The organism is Marinobacter albus, from assembly GCF_030238305.1.
Classification (GTDB): Bacteria; Pseudomonadota; Gammaproteobacteria; order Pseudomonadales; family Oleiphilaceae; genus Marinobacter; species Marinobacter albus.
Genome location: NZ_JASSQD010000001.1, coordinates 351,598 through 368,494 on the forward strand (window position 1 = coordinate 351,598; position 16,897 = coordinate 368,494).

General features: G+C 61.5%; 14 protein-coding genes and 1 pseudogene. 5 read left to right on the plus strand and 10 right to left on the minus strand.

The window, feature by feature from the left end; all coding sequences use genetic code 11:
• Positions 1-22: 22 nt before the first annotated feature.
• Positions 23-2,443: a phosphoketolase family protein gene (locus tag QQF73_RS01645; RefSeq protein WP_285367014.1), complete on the minus strand. Its 2,421-nt coding sequence runs from the start codon at positions 2,441-2,443 to the stop codon at positions 23-25.
• Between the two features lie 232 nt (positions 2,444-2,675).
• Between QQF73_RS01645 and ilvD the strand changes: the two genes are divergently transcribed.
• Positions 2,676-4,352: a dihydroxy-acid dehydratase gene (ilvD, locus tag QQF73_RS01650; RefSeq protein WP_285367015.1), complete on the plus strand. Its 1,677-nt coding sequence runs from the start codon at positions 2,676-2,678 to the stop codon at positions 4,350-4,352.
• Here the strand turns inward: ilvD and QQF73_RS01655 are convergent.
• Positions 4,336-6,957 (minus strand): EAL domain-containing protein, encoded by a 2,622-nt coding sequence (locus tag QQF73_RS01655; protein WP_285367016.1) that lies wholly within the window; start codon positions 6,955-6,957, stop codon positions 4,336-4,338. The genes ilvD and QQF73_RS01655 overlap by 17 nt on opposite strands.
• Positions 6,958-7,228: 271 nt before the next feature.
• Between QQF73_RS01655 and pbpG the strand changes: the two genes are divergently transcribed.
• Both pbpG and QQF73_RS01665 read left to right on the plus strand, forming a co-directional pair.
• Complete coding sequence (gene pbpG, locus QQF73_RS01660) at positions 7,229-8,176, plus strand: D-alanyl-D-alanine endopeptidase (RefSeq protein WP_285367018.1); 948 nt, start codon at positions 7,229-7,231, stop codon at positions 8,174-8,176.
• 22 nt (positions 8,177-8,198) lie between these two features.
• Positions 8,199-8,678 (plus strand): asparaginase domain-containing protein, encoded by a 480-nt coding sequence (locus QQF73_RS01665; protein ID WP_219867153.1) that lies wholly within the window; start codon positions 8,199-8,201, stop codon positions 8,676-8,678.
• Here the strand turns inward: QQF73_RS01665 and QQF73_RS01670 are convergent.
• From QQF73_RS01670 to QQF73_RS01680, 3 genes are read right to left on the minus strand one after another with little or no spacing between them, the layout of a single operon-like run.
• On the minus strand, positions 8,650-9,381 hold the full coding sequence (locus QQF73_RS01670; RefSeq protein ID WP_219867152.1) for a pseudouridine synthase: 732 nt from the start codon (positions 9,379-9,381) through the stop codon (positions 8,650-8,652). The genes QQF73_RS01665 and QQF73_RS01670 overlap by 29 nt on opposite strands.
• 8 nt (positions 9,382-9,389) lie before the next feature.
• The gene (locus tag QQF73_RS01675) at positions 9,390-10,418 is read right to left on the minus strand and encodes a metal-dependent hydrolase (protein ID WP_219867151.1); all 1,029 of its coding nucleotides are present in this window, start codon (positions 10,416-10,418) and stop codon (positions 9,390-9,392) included.
• 6 nt (positions 10,419-10,424) lie between these two features.
• Entirely contained in the window at positions 10,425-11,654 is a 1,230-nt protein-coding gene (locus QQF73_RS01680) for a lytic murein transglycosylase (RefSeq protein WP_416383207.1), read from the minus strand.
• A gap of 312 nt (positions 11,655-11,966) precedes the next feature.
• On the opposite strand from QQF73_RS01680, the pseudogene QQF73_RS01685 reads away from it, so the two are divergent.
• Positions 11,967-12,197 (plus strand): annotated as a pseudogene (locus tag QQF73_RS01685) (response regulator); the annotation flags it as partial.
• Between the two features lie 10 nt (positions 12,198-12,207).
• Here the strand turns inward: QQF73_RS01685 and phoR are convergent.
• From phoR to QQF73_RS01710, 5 genes are all read right to left on the minus strand, one after another.
• Positions 12,208-13,524, minus strand: a complete 1,317-nt coding sequence (gene phoR, locus QQF73_RS01690; protein ID WP_219867149.1) for a phosphate regulon sensor histidine kinase PhoR — start codon at positions 13,522-13,524, stop codon at positions 12,208-12,210.
• Positions 13,525-13,576: 52 nt separating this feature from the next.
• Positions 13,577-14,269: a phosphate regulon transcriptional regulator PhoB gene (gene phoB / locus QQF73_RS01695; protein ID WP_219867148.1), complete on the minus strand. Its 693-nt coding sequence runs from the start codon at positions 14,267-14,269 to the stop codon at positions 13,577-13,579.
• Positions 14,270-14,344: 75 nt separating this feature from the next.
• Positions 14,345-15,232, minus strand: a complete 888-nt coding sequence (ubiA, locus tag QQF73_RS01700; protein WP_219867147.1) for a 4-hydroxybenzoate octaprenyltransferase — start codon at positions 15,230-15,232, stop codon at positions 14,345-14,347.
• 79 nt (positions 15,233-15,311) lie between these two features.
• Positions 15,312-15,893 (minus strand): chorismate--pyruvate lyase family protein, encoded by a 582-nt coding sequence (locus tag QQF73_RS01705; protein WP_219867146.1) that lies wholly within the window; start codon positions 15,891-15,893, stop codon positions 15,312-15,314.
• Positions 15,874-16,431 (minus strand): hypoxanthine-guanine phosphoribosyltransferase, encoded by a 558-nt coding sequence (locus tag QQF73_RS01710; protein ID WP_219867145.1) that lies wholly within the window; start codon positions 16,429-16,431, stop codon positions 15,874-15,876. The genes QQF73_RS01705 and QQF73_RS01710 overlap by 20 nt, the downstream gene beginning before the upstream one ends.
• Before the next feature lie 284 nt (positions 16,432-16,715).
• Between QQF73_RS01710 and QQF73_RS01715 the strand changes: the two genes are divergently transcribed.
• Complete coding sequence (locus QQF73_RS01715; protein ID WP_008173532.1) at positions 16,716-16,883, plus strand: rubredoxin; 168 nt, start codon at positions 16,716-16,718, stop codon at positions 16,881-16,883.
• The last annotated feature ends 14 nt before the right edge of the window (positions 16,884-16,897 follow it).

Here is a 16,897-nt window from a genome sequence, read left to right on the forward strand (position 1 = left end):
GGTTTTGGCGTCCGGAAGGCCGTCAGGTGGGCAGGCCCCGGGTGATCACCGAAGGATCCCCCCGCCCCTCGACCGCTGCCAGTTCCGCAGCAGAAAGCCACTCTCCGGGCGGCTGGTCCATCACCACTGCGCAGGCGGCCAGCGCGTGCGCCCAGGAACAGTGATTGGCGAACAGCATGCCGGCCTCGTTCAGGGTGCCCCCGCGGTTGATATAACCCAGGACCCGGGAGCGAACCGGATCAGGAAACAGGCTGTGCAGGTGTCCGCGAAAAACCTCCGGACGCATGTGGGTGAGTGCGACCCTGCGATGGATGCGGCGCGGGAACAGCCGTTCGCGCTCAAATTCGGACAGGCAGGTTTCGGCTTCCAGGGTATCCCTGGGCTGACGGAAGCGGCCCGGCTCCTGGAGATAGACGAGGCGGAAGGGTGTGCCGGTCTCCCGCAGCCGTTCACTGGTCCGAATCGCCTCGGATAACTGGTAGGCGCCATTGGCAATCAGAAGGATGGGTTCGCCCTCGGAGGTGTCTTCATCGACCACCAGTGCGCCGTGCCGTGCCAGTGTCTCGGCTTCGCCCGCGTCGAACACGCAGGGGCGCTCCCGCTTCGGAATGACCATGCAGCTGATTCGTCCCCGGTCGGTGTAAACCCCCGGCAAGGCAGCCAGGGTGCTGTTGTAGTCAGCGGGAAACAGAACCCGGGAAACGTCGTTCATTTCACCGAGCAGTGCTTCGCAGAAGGTTGTGTCCTGGTGCGACTGTTCGTTCTTGCCGTTCTCCCAGGTGTGGGAGGTGGCGATAACCGGAAATCCCAGCCAGCGGGCCGGACGCCCGACCTCCCTCTGGTGCCGGGCAAAGATCAGTTCCTGACGGATGGCGCCGAGCATCTTGACGCAGAAGGCCTCGTAACTGGCGACCAGGTTCAGGCCGGCCTTGTTCGCAAGGCACGCGGACACCACCGCTTCCTCGTTGAGGGCGGTGATAATCTGGCCCTGCACCGACTCCTGATCGTTCTCCGGCTGCGTTACCCGGTGTTTCAGGTCCGCCAATACACCACCAAGCCGGTTGCTGGCCATTTCGTCCGGGTTGCCGACGCGGGCACGCAGATGGCGGTTTTCCGCAACCAGTGCCCGGAAAAAAGTGTCCACGGCGCTCATCGGTGAAGTCAGGCTGTTGCTCCAGGGCAGACGTGGCAGGGTCGGCTCCGGCGGGTTACGCCGGGCCAGCGGGTGGTCTCGTTCAAGGGCGCGCCCCTGCAGGGAGTGCTCATTAAGCAACGCGGTACTCCGGCTCAGATCGGTCGGATCAACCCACAGTTTGCTGGTATGTTCCAGAAACAGCTCACGGGCCCGGGCATCCATGCGGGGGTTGCCGGGCAACGGCAGGTTGTGGGCCGCGTTGCTGCCGGCCCCGTAAAAGCCGAAGCCCTTCGTGGTTTCGGCGATGCCGTAGGGAATGCGCACCGGGTAGCCGCTTTCGCCCCGGAACGCGCTGTCAGCCTGGTACCGGAGGGATTGTTCCATCTCGAACAGGGCACACACGAACGCTGCCGGATCGCGGCCGTCGAAGCGGTAGGGATCGAAGCCCCGTTCCGCCAGATGCGACTCGAAACGCTCCAGACCCGCCCGGGTCCCGAGTTCGGTCCGCTGCTCGATGCGTCGACCGTTGGCGATCATCACTGGCAGCACGAGCCCACAGTCATCGGCCCGCCACCAGCGAGGGATCCAGTCACTGCCGCGCTGCTCCTCGGCGGCGCCATCGGAGAGAAACGTCACCAGGGTCTCGCCGGGTAAGGGCATGTGGCCGTACTGAAGTTCGGCAAAACCAAGGTATCCGCCTTCCAGAATGCCGCCGGCGGTGTGGGGGTTGATGTGGCTTCCAAGAGGCGCGCTCATGCTGCCGTCCGGTTTTTGCCGGTAGCTGTAGAAATCGGCGGCCAGCCGTGACAGCCCATCCGGCTTCCGATAGCGTTCCGCCTGTTCCGGGTGCAGGTTGCCGGTCAGCACGTTGAGAGCATCCACGGCGGCCGCACAGTGGCCCTGACCCATCAGCCAGCTGCGGGTCCGGCCGGTCAGATTGTTGAGCGCCAGGTAGGCGGCGTAGGCCGGTACCATGTTCAGTGCGCCGCCGGTGTGGCCTTCCGGGCTGACCTTGAAATCCTGCGGCGCAAGGGGTTGGCCACCGGCGTCGACCCGGTTGGCGTAAGTCATGTGAACCACCAGCCAGAGTCCGGCGCTGGCCAGCCTGTCCAGCGCCGCCAGTTTGCGAAAGACGGTTTCGGTGTCGGGTTGCAACCCGGCCTCGACCAGGCGATTGGCGAGGCTGCAGGCGTGGGCACAGGTGACATCAGTATGCTGGATGACGCCATAACCCTGGCGCCAGATATTGTAGGACTGGGACGCCGGGGTGTCGGCTGCGTCCGACCCGGTTGTGGTTGGCGAGGGCATGGCACGCCTCCATTTCTCCATTGGTAGCACTGATTGTAAAAGGCACCCACTCCTTATCCCTTGATGCAAGTCAGTCGGAACAGCATCTTGTCCAGCGTGGCGGAAGCGGTGCATCGTATCGCCGGACCATTGCTGCCGGGTCGCCACGGGATAATGCTGAATATCGTTGCCCGCCGGCGCCGATTCTGCCAGCCTGAAGACACTACTAAAAAGCGCAACAGGAGAGACAGCGATGGCTCAGGATAAACGGCGCCGTTATTCATCGCCTGTGGTCGACGGCATCGGCAAGTCCGCCAGCCGGGCGATGTTACGGGCGGTTGGCTTCGGTGATGATGACTTCAGGAAACCCCAGGTGGGTATCGCATCCACCTGGAGCAATCTCACCCCCTGCAACATGCACATCAACCGCCTGGCTGAAGAGTCCGCCGTCGGGGCCGATGAGGCTGGCGGCAAGTCACTGATTTTCAACACTATTACCGTTTCTGACGGCATTGCGAATGGCACCGAGGGCATGAAGTATTCGCTAGTGTCCCGGGAGGTCATTGCCGATTCCATTGAAACGGTGGCCGGCTGTGAAGGCTTTGACGGACTGGTGGCCATCGGCGGCTGCGACAAGAACATGCCCGGTTGCTTGATGGGGCTGGCCCGGCTCAATCGCCCGTCGGTGTTTGTCTACGGTGGAACCATCATGCCCGGGGAGAACCACACCGACATCATCTCCGTGTTTGAGGCGGTTGGGGCGCACGCCCGTGGTGACCTGGATCTCATCGAGGTCAAGCAGATTGAGGAAACTGCCATACCCGGGCCGGGTTCCTGCGGCGGCATGTACACTGCCAACACCATGGCCTCGGCGATCGAAGCCATGGGCATGAGCCTGCCGGGAAGCTCGGCACAGAATGCAGTGTCTGAGACCAAGGCCGAGGACTGCCGTGCCGCCGGCGCAGCCGTCCTCAATCTTCTGGAGCGGGAGATCAAGCCCTCGGACATCATGACCCGGGAGGCCTTCGAAAACGCGATCACCGTGGTCATCGCTCTGGGTGGGTCGACCAATGCCGTTCTGCATCTGTTGGCGATGGCCAGTACCGTGGGCGTAGAGCTCGATCTGGAGGATTTCGTCGAGATCGGCAAGCGGGTGCCCGTGCTGGCGGATCTGCGTCCCAGCGGCCATTACATGATGTCGGAACTGGTGGCGATCGGCGGTATCCAGCCGCTGATGAAAATGCTGCTGGAGCGTGGGCTGTTGCATGGCAACTGCATGACTGTGACCGGGCAGACCCTGGCGGAAAATCTTGCCGATGTGGCGCCGTACCCGGAAGGTCAGGACATCATCCACGCCTTCGACAATCCGATTAAAGCCGACAGTCACCTGCGCATTCTCTACGGGAATCTTGCCCCGACCGGTGCGGTGGCCAAGATCACCGGCAAGGAGGGCACCCACTTTACCGGCCGGGCCCGGGTGTTTCACTCCGAGGAGGAAGCCCAGGAACGGATTCTCGACGGCACGGTCGTGGCCGGCGACGTCCTGGTTATCCGCTACGAAGGACCCAAAGGTGGGCCGGGCATGCGGGAGATGCTCAGCCCAACCTCTGCGATCATGGGTAAAGGGCTGGGCAGCGATGTTGCGCTGATCACCGATGGTCGCTTCTCTGGAGGTAGCCACGGTTTTGTGGTGGGGCATATTACCCCGGAAGCTGCCGAGGGTGGGCCGATTGCGTTGGTTGAGGACGGCGACACCGTCACCATTGATGCGGTCGGCAACCGGATCGAGCTGGATGTGACCGACCAGGAGCTGGAGCGGCGCCGCCAGAACTGGCGGGAACCGGCACCCCGCTTTGAGCGGGGCGTGTTAGCCAAATACGCCCGCACCGTCAGTTCGGCCTCGAAAGGGGCGGTTACCGATCTGCCGTGAGGGTCCGGGGCTGGGGGGCGAGCCGTTCGGGCCGCGCCCAGTAGTAGCCCTGGCCATACAGGCCAGGGAACTGTTGCAGCCAGATGGCAATCGACTCGTCCTCTACGCCTTCGACCACCACATCCAGATCCAGTGCATCGCCCAGTTCCAGAGCCGCCCGGAAAATGCGCTGGCGGGTGGGATGCTGGAGGATGTCCTTGAGGAAACTCCGGTCGATCTTCAGTTCGTCCAGGTCAAAGGTGGCCAGCGTGCCGAGGGAGGAGTGGCCGGTGCCGAAGTCGTCCAGAGCGATCCGGAAACCGGCCTGACTCAGGGTCCGGATCATTGTTCGGGCAGCCGTGGCGTCCACCATCATGGCCGTTTCGGTGATTTCCAGAATCAGGTTCTCTGGTCGGGTGCCATGGTGCCGGGTAATGGCGATGACCTCCTCATGGAAATCCGGATGCGACAAGTCCTTCGCTGACACGTTGACGGCGATGCTAACGTGTTCTCCGTGGCGATCTTTCAGCTGGCCATGGTCCTGGCAGGCCCGGTCCATCACCCAGAGCGTTACCGGGTGAATCATGCCAACCTGTTCTGCCAGGGGAACCCAGTGCGCGGGAGGCACCGGGCCAAATTCCGGATGCTGCCATCGGATCAGAGCTTCCAGTGACTCGGTGCGCTTGTCCCGGATACACACCTTGGGCTGGTATTCCAGCCACATCTCACCGTTTCGCAGGGCTCCTTCCACATCCAGCATTAACACCTGTTGCCGGTACTGCCATTCGGCGATGGCCGGGTCATAAACGGTCAGGGTCTGACGTCGGTCCAGAGCGGCAAAGCCGGCAGACGACAGGGCACTGGCGACGTCGTCACCGTGTTCGGGAGCGTGAGCAATGCCCACGGAGGCGCTCCAGGAAAATGCAAACCGACCTTCCCGGAAATTCTCTTCGAGCCAGTTGGTGAGTTCCCCGAGTATCTCTCCTGTCGCTCCGGATGCCTCATCGCGATGCAGGGCAAAGGCATGGGTGGCGGTGTCTATACTGGCGATGGCGTAACCATTGATCATCACCAGGCGGTCGCCGAGGAGCTGTTTCAGGAAACTGTTGAGGTGCCTGAGGTAGCTTTTAAGCAGTTCTTCGGTAGTTCGGTAACCCAGAGCCTGCTCGATCTCGTTGAACCGCTCCAGCCGGATCAGGCCAAGGGTGTAGGGCTGTTTCCGGCTGTCCAGCGCATCAAGGCTTTCCTCCAGCATGGCCCGGTTGGGTTTGCCGGTGATCCGGTGGGTCTTGAGCAGACGATCATAGTCCTGCTCCACCAGGGTTCTCAGCCGTTGTTCCTGTTGGGCCCGGATATCCGACTTCATGCGCCGTTTGCGTTCTTCGAACATCTGCCGGCCGACAGCGCTGGTCAGGATCAGTGACCCGGCCGCCGCCCCGAGGAAGAAGGCCGAATCCGTCAGGCTGTTGATGGGCACCCAGCCAATGGTGCGCAGGGAGGAAATCAGCGAGCCGGCCAGGATGGCCAGAATGGAGAGGGCGTAGTAGCGGGCATAGACGTGACTGCTGAACTGCCTGAGAACCAGTCCGAGAATCATGGTGCCCCCGGCCATGGCGAGCAGCAGGAACGAGCCCTGACCAAGCAGCGGCAGGCCCAGGGGGATTGCCAGCAGGTGCACGAAGGCCAGGACACTGATGCCAAAAAGAATCCGGACGGCGTTCCGGGGCACCGGCATAAAGTGCGGGGTAAACTGGCACAGCGCAATCAGGCACAGGGGCAGAGTGATGTTCAGGAGTCGGTTCATTTCTGGCAGGTTGGGCCAAAGGTACCAGAGCCCGAAACCCTCCATCACCAGCTGGCTGTAGACCAGGCTGAACATCAGGACGCTGAGCCAGGCGAGCCCCGGGCGTTTCATCTTGACCACGATGCTGAGGTTGAACAGCAGGGCAAAGACCAGCAGGCCGGTGATCGATGCCTTCCAGGCCAGGGTGCCGGCACTTTCGCTGATGACGGTATCCGGTTCCAGTATCGACAGCGGCAGCATGGTTGGACCGGCATTACGGACTTCGAACAGCAGAATGGAGGAGCCTGGTGGCAGGGTTATCGGCCAGACCCATTGCGGGAGCGCAATCGTTCGGTGGTCGAACGGATACAGGTCGCCCATGGCTGGCAGTAACGAGGCCGAGCCGTCTTCGCCGATAACCGCCGGCTGGATGTAATCCAGGGATGGCGCCGAAACCACGGCCCACTTGCGCAGGGGCTGATCACCGGGGTTATTGAGGGTCACCCTGAAGGTGACGGGTACAGAGAAGTAACCCAGGCCGGAGCGATTCTCCGGAATCGGCTGCCAGTTATCGTCTAGCCAGCGTTGCTGGTCGAGGACCTCGGTCAGGGATTTTGTCAGATAATGCGTCTGGGGAGATTCCACGGCTATCGGCGGAGGCCTGGAAGACGTGGCTTCAGGTTTCAGGAGGCCGGTATTCAGAATGGTGGTGGCCAGCAGGCCGTAGCCAAACGCGAGAATCAACAGCAGAAACGGAGACCAGCGCCGAAGAAAGAGGCGGGTGCGACGGGGCTGTTGCACCCTCGCGTCCTTGTCCTCAGTGTGTCCTGCGCTTGAGTCCATGCAATCGAAGTCCCTGTCGCCACCGCGGCGGATTCGCCATCTTGTTACAGTCTAATTACATTTTGAAAAATATTGTAACGCTATGAATTTTCGGCAATTTTAATACATTTTAAGGTATTTTGCATTTCCTGTTTAAAACGAGTGACTTAAAATTGTGACCTGATCGTGTTCCTCGTTGCCTGTTATAGTGGTGTCATTGACGGCTGTAGCCCGGCGGAGACCGCCCCCGAGGTGCAGGAACAAACATGTGTTTAAGACAGGATTGGTTTGAATGAGAGTGCGCGGCTTTGCCCCGATGGTGTTTTTTCTCCTGATTTGTCTGCCGGCTTCAATCGCGGCGCATCAGTCGTCGGAATCGACCAGTCAGGAAGCTCAGGCATCGGGCCCTAACCTTGCTTCCGTCAATGCTGCGGTCGCCGTGATCGACGAAGACTCGCTGGTTTTTGGCAAACACGCCGATCGGCCCGTGCCAATCGCCTCACTCACCAAGGTGATGACGGCACTGGTGGTGCTGGATTCCGGCGAACCGCTAGACGAGTGGCTCACCTTCACCGAGCGCCACACACCGGCGGCGGCCAACGCTTACACCAGGATCCGTGTTGACTCCGAGCTTCGCCGGGGCGAGGCGTTGCGCATCGCCCTGATGTCGTCAGAGAACTTTGCGGCCTACACCCTGGCCCGGAGTCATCCCGGCGGCTTCGACGCCTTTATTGAGGCAATGAACGCCAAGGCCCGGGAACTGGGCATGGACGGAACCCGTTTCGTTGATCCGACCGGTCTGTCCGCCGACAATATCTCGACCGCCGCTGACCTCGTGCAGCTCGTGAAGGTCGCTGCAAAGCACCCGGAGATTCGCGAGTATTCGACCACCGGTTACCACCGCGCGCATTTCCGCAACCCGCGCTACAGCCTGTCCTTTGGCAATACCAACGCCCTGGTGCACCGGCAAAGCTGGGGCGTGGAGCTGAGCAAAACCGGCTACCTGAGTGAGGCAGGTCGGTGTCTGGTGATGATCTCCGAGATGAATGGCAAGCAGGTGGTGACCGTGCTGCTGGATTCTCTGGGTACCCGATCCCCCATGGGGGATGCCGGTCGCATCAAGCGCTGGCTGGACACCGGGGCACCGGGGCAGGTCGCCAAGGCAGCCCGGCGATACGAACAGCAGAAAAACGCGGCGTACGCGGCCGCCAAAACCAACACGGTCAGTGCGACGAACTGACACCGAAGGGAAACGACCGGTCATGATCCAGATCTTTACCACGGGTGGCACCATCGATAAGGTGTATTTCGACGCCAATAGCGCGTTTGAAGTGGGCGATTCCCTGCTCCCGGAGCTGCTGTCGGAATCGAACATTCATGAGGGCTACCGTTTGCGCGAGTTGATGCGCAAGGACAGTCTGGAGATGAACGACACCGATCGAGCGGCCGTTCTCCAGGCGGCAACCGAGAGTGACTGTGATCGGATTCTGGTAACCCATGGTACGGACACCATGGCCGATACTGCGGCGGTCCTGGCCGCCCTGAAGGACAAGACTATTGTCCTCACTGGCGCCATGCAACCGGCCCGTATGCGGCGATCCGACGCGCTGTTCAATATCGGGTTCGCCTGGGCCGCGGTGCAGCTGTTACCCCCCGGTGTCTATCTCGCCATGAATGGTGAGGTGTTCGAGGCAGGCGCGGTCCGAAAGAACCTTAAGGCCCAGCGCTTCGAGCGGACCTGACTGAAACCTGGCCCACGCTGTCGACTTCCTCCGGCGTCAACATCCGGAACTGACCCGGTTCCAGCCCCGGATCCAGCCTGATGGCACCGATGCGCAGGCGATGAAGAGCGTCCACGTGGTTGCCGACGGCGGCCAGCATGCGTTTGACCTGATGGTACCGGCCCTCGGAAATGGTCAGCTCAATCAACCGTGGTTGCCTGACCCGTACCCGCGCCGGTCGCGTGGGTTGCGGGTCGTTGCGCAGGGCTACGCCCTCCTCCAGGAGCTGGATTGCGGATTCAGAGAGGTCATCGCTCAGGGAGACCAGGTAGGTCTTCGGGCATTCCACCCTGGGTGAGGTAATCCGGTGGGACCACTGGCCATCCGTGGTCAGCAACAACAGCCCGGTGGTGTCGGCATCAAGGCGACCGGCGATGTGAAGGCCAACGGCAAGCTCAGCCGGCAGCAGATCCAGAGCGATCGGGTGTTCGCTGTCCCGGGTGGCGCTCACGACGCCCGCAGGCTTATTCAGCATCAGGTACCGCTCCCCGGGAACGGCGCAGGCCTGTCCATCCAGGGTGACGGTCACATCGGCACGCAGCTTGGTGTTGGCCAGTTTGCACGGCACGCCGTTGACCCGTACGCGCCCGGCGCCGATGGCGCGCTTGGCATCCTTTCGTGATAGCGGTGTGCTGGCGGCAATAAATTGATCCAGTCGTACCATGGCTAACACTAACAGGTTTGCTCGGGCGCTGGTGTCGCCAGGTCGGCCAGGCAGAGCACGGGTGTCTCGCCGGTGAGTCGTGCCCAGAGTATCCCCAGCGCCTTCGGATCAAGCTCCGGTCTTGGGGTGCGGACGCTGCGTACGGGCTGAACGCCGTCGGCACCCTGACGGGCCAGCACGAAGGTAAACGGGTGGGCGCCGGGTATTCCGAGCCGGATATCGGTGGCGGTTATCCGGTCACCGTCGCGGTTGTAGTCGAGCAGGCCCCGGGTGAACCACTCCAGACGCTGCGCCTCGGGGAAATCTGCAACCGCCCGGGCAAGCTCCGGTTCCCGCGCAAAATATTGAAGTTTCAGTGGCGCATCGCCATCGAAAAAGCCGGTCACGATTTCCACATGCTGGCGCTCGGTAAGGGCTGTGGCCCGCCATAACACGGTGTTGAAGGGCATGGGCTGGATCAGCAGTGTCGGGTCATGCAGTCCGGCGCGGGCCAGTGCAGGCCGGATTCGCTCTGTAATGACCTGCTGTGCCGTCAGTGTCCAGCCGAGGTACAGGCTGGACAGCACCAGCCCGGCGACCACCGCCGAACGGGCCGGTGGCCGGATCAGGAAGGCGAGACAGCCCACCAGAAGGGGCAGGGTGTAGAGCGGATCGATGATGAAGATACTGCTTAGCGCCACCGGTGGGCCAAGGGGCCAGAACAGCTGGGTCCCGTAGGTGGTAAAGCAGTCCAGCAGCGGATGGGTGATCAGCACCAGCCCGGTGAGCGTCAGCCAGCGCTGGAAACTCTGCTCGGGTCGCCAGCGCCAGAGCAACCACGCCAGTAGCACTGCGAGGGGCGCCAGCACGAACACCGAATGACTGAACCCCCGGTGCTGAGTGAAATTGCTGACGGCGGAGCCATAGTCAATAACCACGTCCAAATCCGGCAGGGTGCCGAGCATGGCGCCCACGACCAGGGCGGTCCGGCCCAGGGTCTTGCCTGCAACGGCACCGGCTATTGATGCGCCCAGTGCCACTTGGGTGATGGAATCCATGTCGGGTTATCGCTCTACGCTGACCCCCAGTTTCTCCAACACAGTTTCGCCCGGATAGCCATCGGCAACCAGCCCTGAGGATGCCTGGAATTGACGGATGGCGGAGCGGGTTCCCGGCCCCATGATGCCATCCGGCTTGCCGCTGTCGTAGCCGCGTTGATTGAGGGTTTCCTGCAACTCAAGAATGGATGTCCGTGACAGCGATGGCACATCTTCCGGTGGCGGATTCTGCAGCCCGCCGGCTCCGGCGACCCGGTCGGCCAGATGGCCAACCGCGATGGCGTAGAATTCGGACCGGTTCCAGCCCATGATTACGCGGAAGTTGTGGTACGCCAGGAATGCCGGCCCCTCATGGCCGGCCGGCACCACCAGCGAGGCTTTGATCGGTTCGTCGGCCAGGGCGTTGCCAAAGGCGTCGGTGATGCCCAGTTCACGCCATTTGGAGAGCGGAAGCTTGCGGCCGTCCGCCAGCGCGTAGTCGAAGTTGTCCGGCAGAATGACTTCCCGGCCCCAGCGGTAGTCCGGGTCCCAGCCCATGGACTCCAGAAACTTTCCAGCGGACATCATGGCATCCGGCAAGCTGTTCCACAGATCGCGGCGGCCGTCACCGTCGGCGTCCACGGCGTGTTTCAGGAACACCGTGGGCATGAACTGCACGTGCCCCATGGCGCCCGCCCAGGAGCCCTCCATCTGCTCGGCGGCGATCGCCCCCTCATCAATAATGCGCAGGGCGGCTATCAACTGCTGGGTAAAGAAACTGCTGCGTCTGGCATCGCAGGCCAGTGTGGTGAGTGAACTGGGTACCGACATCTTGCCGAAATAGCTGCCGAAGTTGGTTTCCAGGCCCCAGAAGGCGACGAGGTAAGGTGCAGGTACGCCGGTTTCCGCGGATACACGCTCCAGGAGATCGGCATGTTCTTCCAGCATTTCGCGACCTTTGCCGATGCGATCCTCGTTGACGCGTCGGTTCAGGTAGTCGGCGAAGGTGGTGGTGAATTCTGGCTGGCGCCGGTCCAGTTCAATGACCCGATCCAGGTGCTCGACACTGGCCATTACAGTGCTGGCTGTCTCGCGGCTGACTCCGGCAGCCATGGCGCGGTCCTGCAGGCGCGCCTTGCACTCACTGAAGGCCTCGGTGTTGGCGGTTGATGTGGGTTCCTCGCTCAGCGCTGGCAGGGCGAGGGTGGCCAGGAGGCCGGCGATTGACAGGCGGCTCAGGGCGCCCCGGCTGGGCAGATTCCTTACGAATGTGTTCAGCACACAAAACCTCGGCATGGTAACAATGGTGTGAAAATTCTGAGGCCCATGGTAGCGCGTTTTGGAAGGACAGAAATACCGACTTGGGCCCTTGGTAGTGACAATTGTTTAACCTCCGGGTTCCAGTGTGTCGCATTAGTACGTCTGTTTGTCGTCTTTTTGTAGCGGCAGGGTTTCCGGTCCGGTCCGGGCCGATGTTCCATAGTGAGGCGATAACATCTGGGTCGCGGTTAACGGAAGGTAGTACAGATGCCAATGCTGAAAGCGCTGGTGGCGGACGATGCCAGCTTCGTGAGGGATCTGGCCAAGCGGGACCAGGAGTTTCCGGGCATTCTCGATCAGGCCGTGATTGATATCGAGATCGGTGAGGGGCAGATGGCCCGCCTGAACCGTTTCGTTAACCAGTTGCAGGCGGTCGACAAGCGTCAGGACACGGATTTCGTCAGCGTTACGATCCGCTTTGTGGATGAGGACCCGAAGAAACTTGAGGACCTGTCGCGCTTTATCGCCCGCAACCGTTAACCGGAGAGGGCTATTCCGTACTTTCCGGCACTCGCTCGACCAGCCGCTCCCGGGGGAAGTGACAGATGAATTCGCTGCCCTCGCCAAGGTGGCTGCGGATTTCCAGGTTGCCGTCGTGATTGATCAGGACATGCTTGACGATGGCCAGACCCAGGCCGGTACCGCCGGTATCCTTGTGACGACTGGGGTCGGCCCGGTAGAAGCGCTCGGTCAGGCGGGGAATGTGGATCGGGTCGATGCCAATGCCGGTATCCCGGACGCTCAGGTGGGCTCCTTCCCGGTTGGTGGTCCAGGTGACGGTGATGTGGCCGTGGGGAGGGGTGTATTTCACCGCATTGAAGATGAGGTTGGAAAACGCGCTGCGCAACTGGCTTTCATCGCCCCGTAGCAGCCGATGGTCGGCGACCGTTACGCTGATCTCATGCTGTTTCTCGCCACTCAGCGCCCGGGCATCGTGACAGATCTGGCCCAGCAGCCCTTCCACGTCGGTGAGACTGTCGTTTACCGTCTGCTCCCCGGTTTCAATCTTGGACAGCAGTATCAGGTCGGTGATCAGGGCTTCCATCCGGGATGACTGTGCCGCCATGGTGTTGATCGCCCGTCGCCATTTCGGTGGCAGGTCGTCGGCATTGTCCACCAGGGTTTCCAGGTAGCCGCTGATCACCGTCAGTGGTGTCCGCATCTCGTGGGATACGTTACCGACAAAGTCCCGGCGCATCTGTTCCAGCTGGTAGAGACGGGTCACGTCCTTGGCGACAATCAGGCGATCGTCGTCGCCGAACAGGCTGATCTGGATTTGCAGGTGAATGTGGGGTCTGGCGGGCGAGTGGATTTCCAGCGGCTCCCGGTAGTCACGGGAATCGAAATAGCTTTTGAAGGCCGGGGTCCGAATCAGGTTGTGAATGTACTGGCCCTGGTCGGTGTTGCGCCGGAATCCCAGCAGGTACTCGGCAGAACCGTTCCACCACTCCATCGCACCCTGGTGGTCGGTCATGATGACCCCGTCACGCATGGCGTTGGTCGATTCCTGGACCCGATTGATCTGGGCCCTGAGCCGGTCCCGGGCTCTCAGGTGACTCTGGTGCAGTTTGTGAAGGTTGTCGAAAATGTCGCCCCACAGGCCAACGCTCTGGGGCGCGTCATCTGAGGCGCTGGGATTGGCGAGCCACTGGTACAGGCGTCGGGCCTGAACCAGGGTCCACCACAGGTAAACGATCAGGCCAACGGTCAGTCCGTAGAGTGGCTCACCAAAATACAGGCCGACCACTGTCGAGCCAATGAGGCCGCCAATGATATAGCGGAGGTACCGCGACCAGTTGTGCTGCATCAAACGCTGCCTTGTGTCGTGTGCGGAGTTGATGCCCTGCCGCCGGCGCCGGTCAGGCGGCCCTGGTTGAGAACCGGTACCCCGTTCCCCGAACCGTCTGGATCAGGTGGTCATACCTGTCACCCAGTGCCTTACGCAGCCGGCGAATGTGGACATCAACGGTACGCTCTTCTACGTAAACGTTACCACCCCAGACCTGATCCAGGAGTTGGGATCGAGTATAAACCCGTTCCTGATGCGTCATGAAGAACTGGAGCAGCCGGTATTCCGTCGGCCCCATGTTCAGCGCGCCATCGTTTGTGGTGACTCGGTGGCCAATCGGGTCCAGCGTGAGTCCCTCGACTTCGATCGGGGTGTCGACCCCGGGAGGCGTGGCTCGCCGCAGAACCGCCTTGAGTCGTGCCACCAGCTCTCTTGGGCTGAAGGGCTTGGTAATGTAGTCATCCGCTCCCACCTCAAGCCCCTGGATCTTGTTGTCCTCTTCCACCTTGGCGGTGAGCATGATGATGGGGATGTCGGCGGTCGATTCCTCTTTTTTCAGGCGACGCGCGAGTTCGACGCCGCTGGTTCCCGGGAGCATCCAGTCGAGCAGGACCAGATCCGGTTGTTTGTCGACAATCAGGGCATGGGCTTCCCGGGCATCCGCTGCCTCTAGGTAGTCGTAATCCGCCATTTCGAGGGCCACGGCAATCATTTCCCGGATGGGCGCCTCGTCATCGACGATCAGGACGGTTTTTCCAGACATAAGCTAAACCTGTGTCAGACCTTGATTTGTTGCTGACTCATTACAACGCTCAAGTATTACAAGTATATGACAGGTTCAGGCAATCATCAGATCGATCACCAGCCCCGCAAACACGGCAAACCCGGCCCAGTTATTATTCAGGAACGCCTTGAAACAGCCTTCCCGGGACCGTTGCCGGGCCAGGTACTGCTGGTAGACAAACAGACCGGCCATGCCCGCCAGGCCCAGATAATAGAAAGCCCCCAGTTCAGCCCGTTGACCCACCATCAACAGGACGACGACCACCATGGTCTGAAGCATCGCAATGATGGCGCGGTCGGCATCCCCGAACAGGATGGCGGTGGACTTGATGCCCACTTTGAGGTCATCGTCACGGTCGACCATCGCGTAGAAGGTGTCGTACGCCACCGTCCAGAGCACGTTGGCGGTAAACAGCAGCCAGGTGATCTGGCTGAGTGCGTCTGCCTGTGCCGCCCAGGCCATGGGAATGGCCCAGGAAAATGCTGCCCCCAGGAACAGCTGGGGCAGGTGTGTGTAGCGTTTCATGAAGGGGTAGATGAACGCCAGCAGGGCCCCGCCAAACGACAGGTAGAACGTCAGGGTGTTGGTGAACAGCACCACCATCAGAAAGGAGGCCAGGCACAGGCCGGCAAAGAGTGCAACGGCCTCCCAGGCCTTGATCCGTCCGGCCGTCAGTGGCCGGTCCTGGGTGCGCTTGACGTGGCGGTCCCAGTCGCGGTCAGCAAAGTCATTGATGGCACAGCCGGCCGCGCGCATGAAGAACACGCCCAGTGTGAACACAATGATGTTGCCAATGTCCGGGCTGCCCTCACCGGCGAGCCAGAGTGCCCAGTAGGTCGGCCAGAGCAATAGCAGGCTGCCGATGGGGCGATCGATGCGCAGTAGGCGGGCGTAGTCGGCAAGCCGGTTCTGGACGTGATCGGGCATGGCGTTGAGCAGCATAGGGCAGATCCGTTTGGTGGCGCGGTGAACGGGATGCAGGGATTATAGCCAGCCGGAGGTGACGGATTAAAGGCTGGCGTCAGCGATACAGGCCGGGGAGAAAGTATTCGCCCACCAGCAGGGCCCGGTCATTGTGATGAAACAGCGATCGCCGCGCGACTTCCGGCTGGCCGTCCAGGGACCGATTGCAAAGACCGGTTTCCAGGGGGCCGCGCTGCCAGTCCGGGCTGCTGAACAGGTAGGCGCCAAGGGGCCGGTTGCCGAGATGGCGAAGACGTCGGCCGCGACCCTCCAGGCAGGCAAGCGGAATGATGGTGCGAGCCAGGACCCAGGGTACCCCATCACCACACAGCCGGACCTCGCGAATCCAGGCGCGCTGTCGCGCCGGGATGTTGAGATGACGGGCTTCTTCCAGCGTTGGCACGGCAAACCCTTCCCCCTGGACCTCGACATGGAAGGAGTGCAGGCACTGGTGTTGCAGCGCCCGGGTGAACGAACCCTCCACCTGCAACCAGTAGCGGGCGGGACCGTGAACGTCCGGATTTCGAAGCCCTGCGGCGGCAAGCGAGCTGTACCAGTCGGTCGGCGGAATGGTCAGGCAGCACTCGTCGGCGCGTCCGGCAGGTTGGGTAGTGATAGTGTCAAAGTCCTTTGACGGCATAAATTCCGGGCGCGTTGCGCCAGTAGCCCTTGTAATCCATCCCGAACCCGAACAGGAAGCGGTCTTCCACTTCGAGGCCGGTGAAGTCGGCCTTCAGGCCGGGCTGGGCCTTGCGATCGTGCTGTTTGTCGACGAGAACCGCGGTCAGGACCTCCTTGGCACCGTGGGCCCGGCAGTAGTCCGCTATGGCACACAGGGTCGTACCTTCATCAAGGATGTCGTCAACGATCAGGATGGTACGGCCGTTCATGTCCGCGTCCGGGCGCAGCTTCCATTCAAGGATGCCACCAGTGGTTTCCTGCCGGTAGCGGGTAGCATGCAGGTACTCGGCTTGCACCGGAAACTTCAACTGGGTCAGCAGTTGGCCGGTCAGAATGAGACCGCCGTTCATGACGCAGAAAAGCAGCGGATTGCTGTCCCGAAGGCGGTCGGTGATGTCGTCAGCCAGGTTGCGAATGGCGGCTTGTACCTGCTGTTCGTTGACCAGGCAGTCGGCTTCTTCCATAACCTGGTTCATTTCGGCGACGGTATCGGTCATAACGGTCGGTCCTGTCGTAAAACGGCCGATTATACCGGAGAGGGCAGGTGGAAGGGAGGGGCAGTGCCGTGCCCCGGGATCTGTATTTATGGCTATTGGCAGAAATCTCCGGGGCTATCCGTCGGCACTGGCATTGGTCCGGGACGAGGGGATGGGTATGATGGCTGCCTGACGTGTTCAGCGGCCCGATCTGCCCGGTTCGGGCTCTGTCGCCAAGACAAAACAGTTGCGCGCGCGATTGTAGGACAATTAGTATTGCGCCCAACGGAATCAGGAGAGTGAGCATGAAAAAGTGGCAGTGTGTGGTGTGCGGTCTGATCTACGACGAAGCCGAAGGCTGGCCGGAAGACGGTATCGAGCCGGGCACCAAGTGGGAAGACGTGCCGGAAGACTGGGTCTGTCCGGATTGTGGCGTCGGTAAGGAAGACTTTGAAATGATCGAGATTGGCTGACCCCCTCGGAGCAA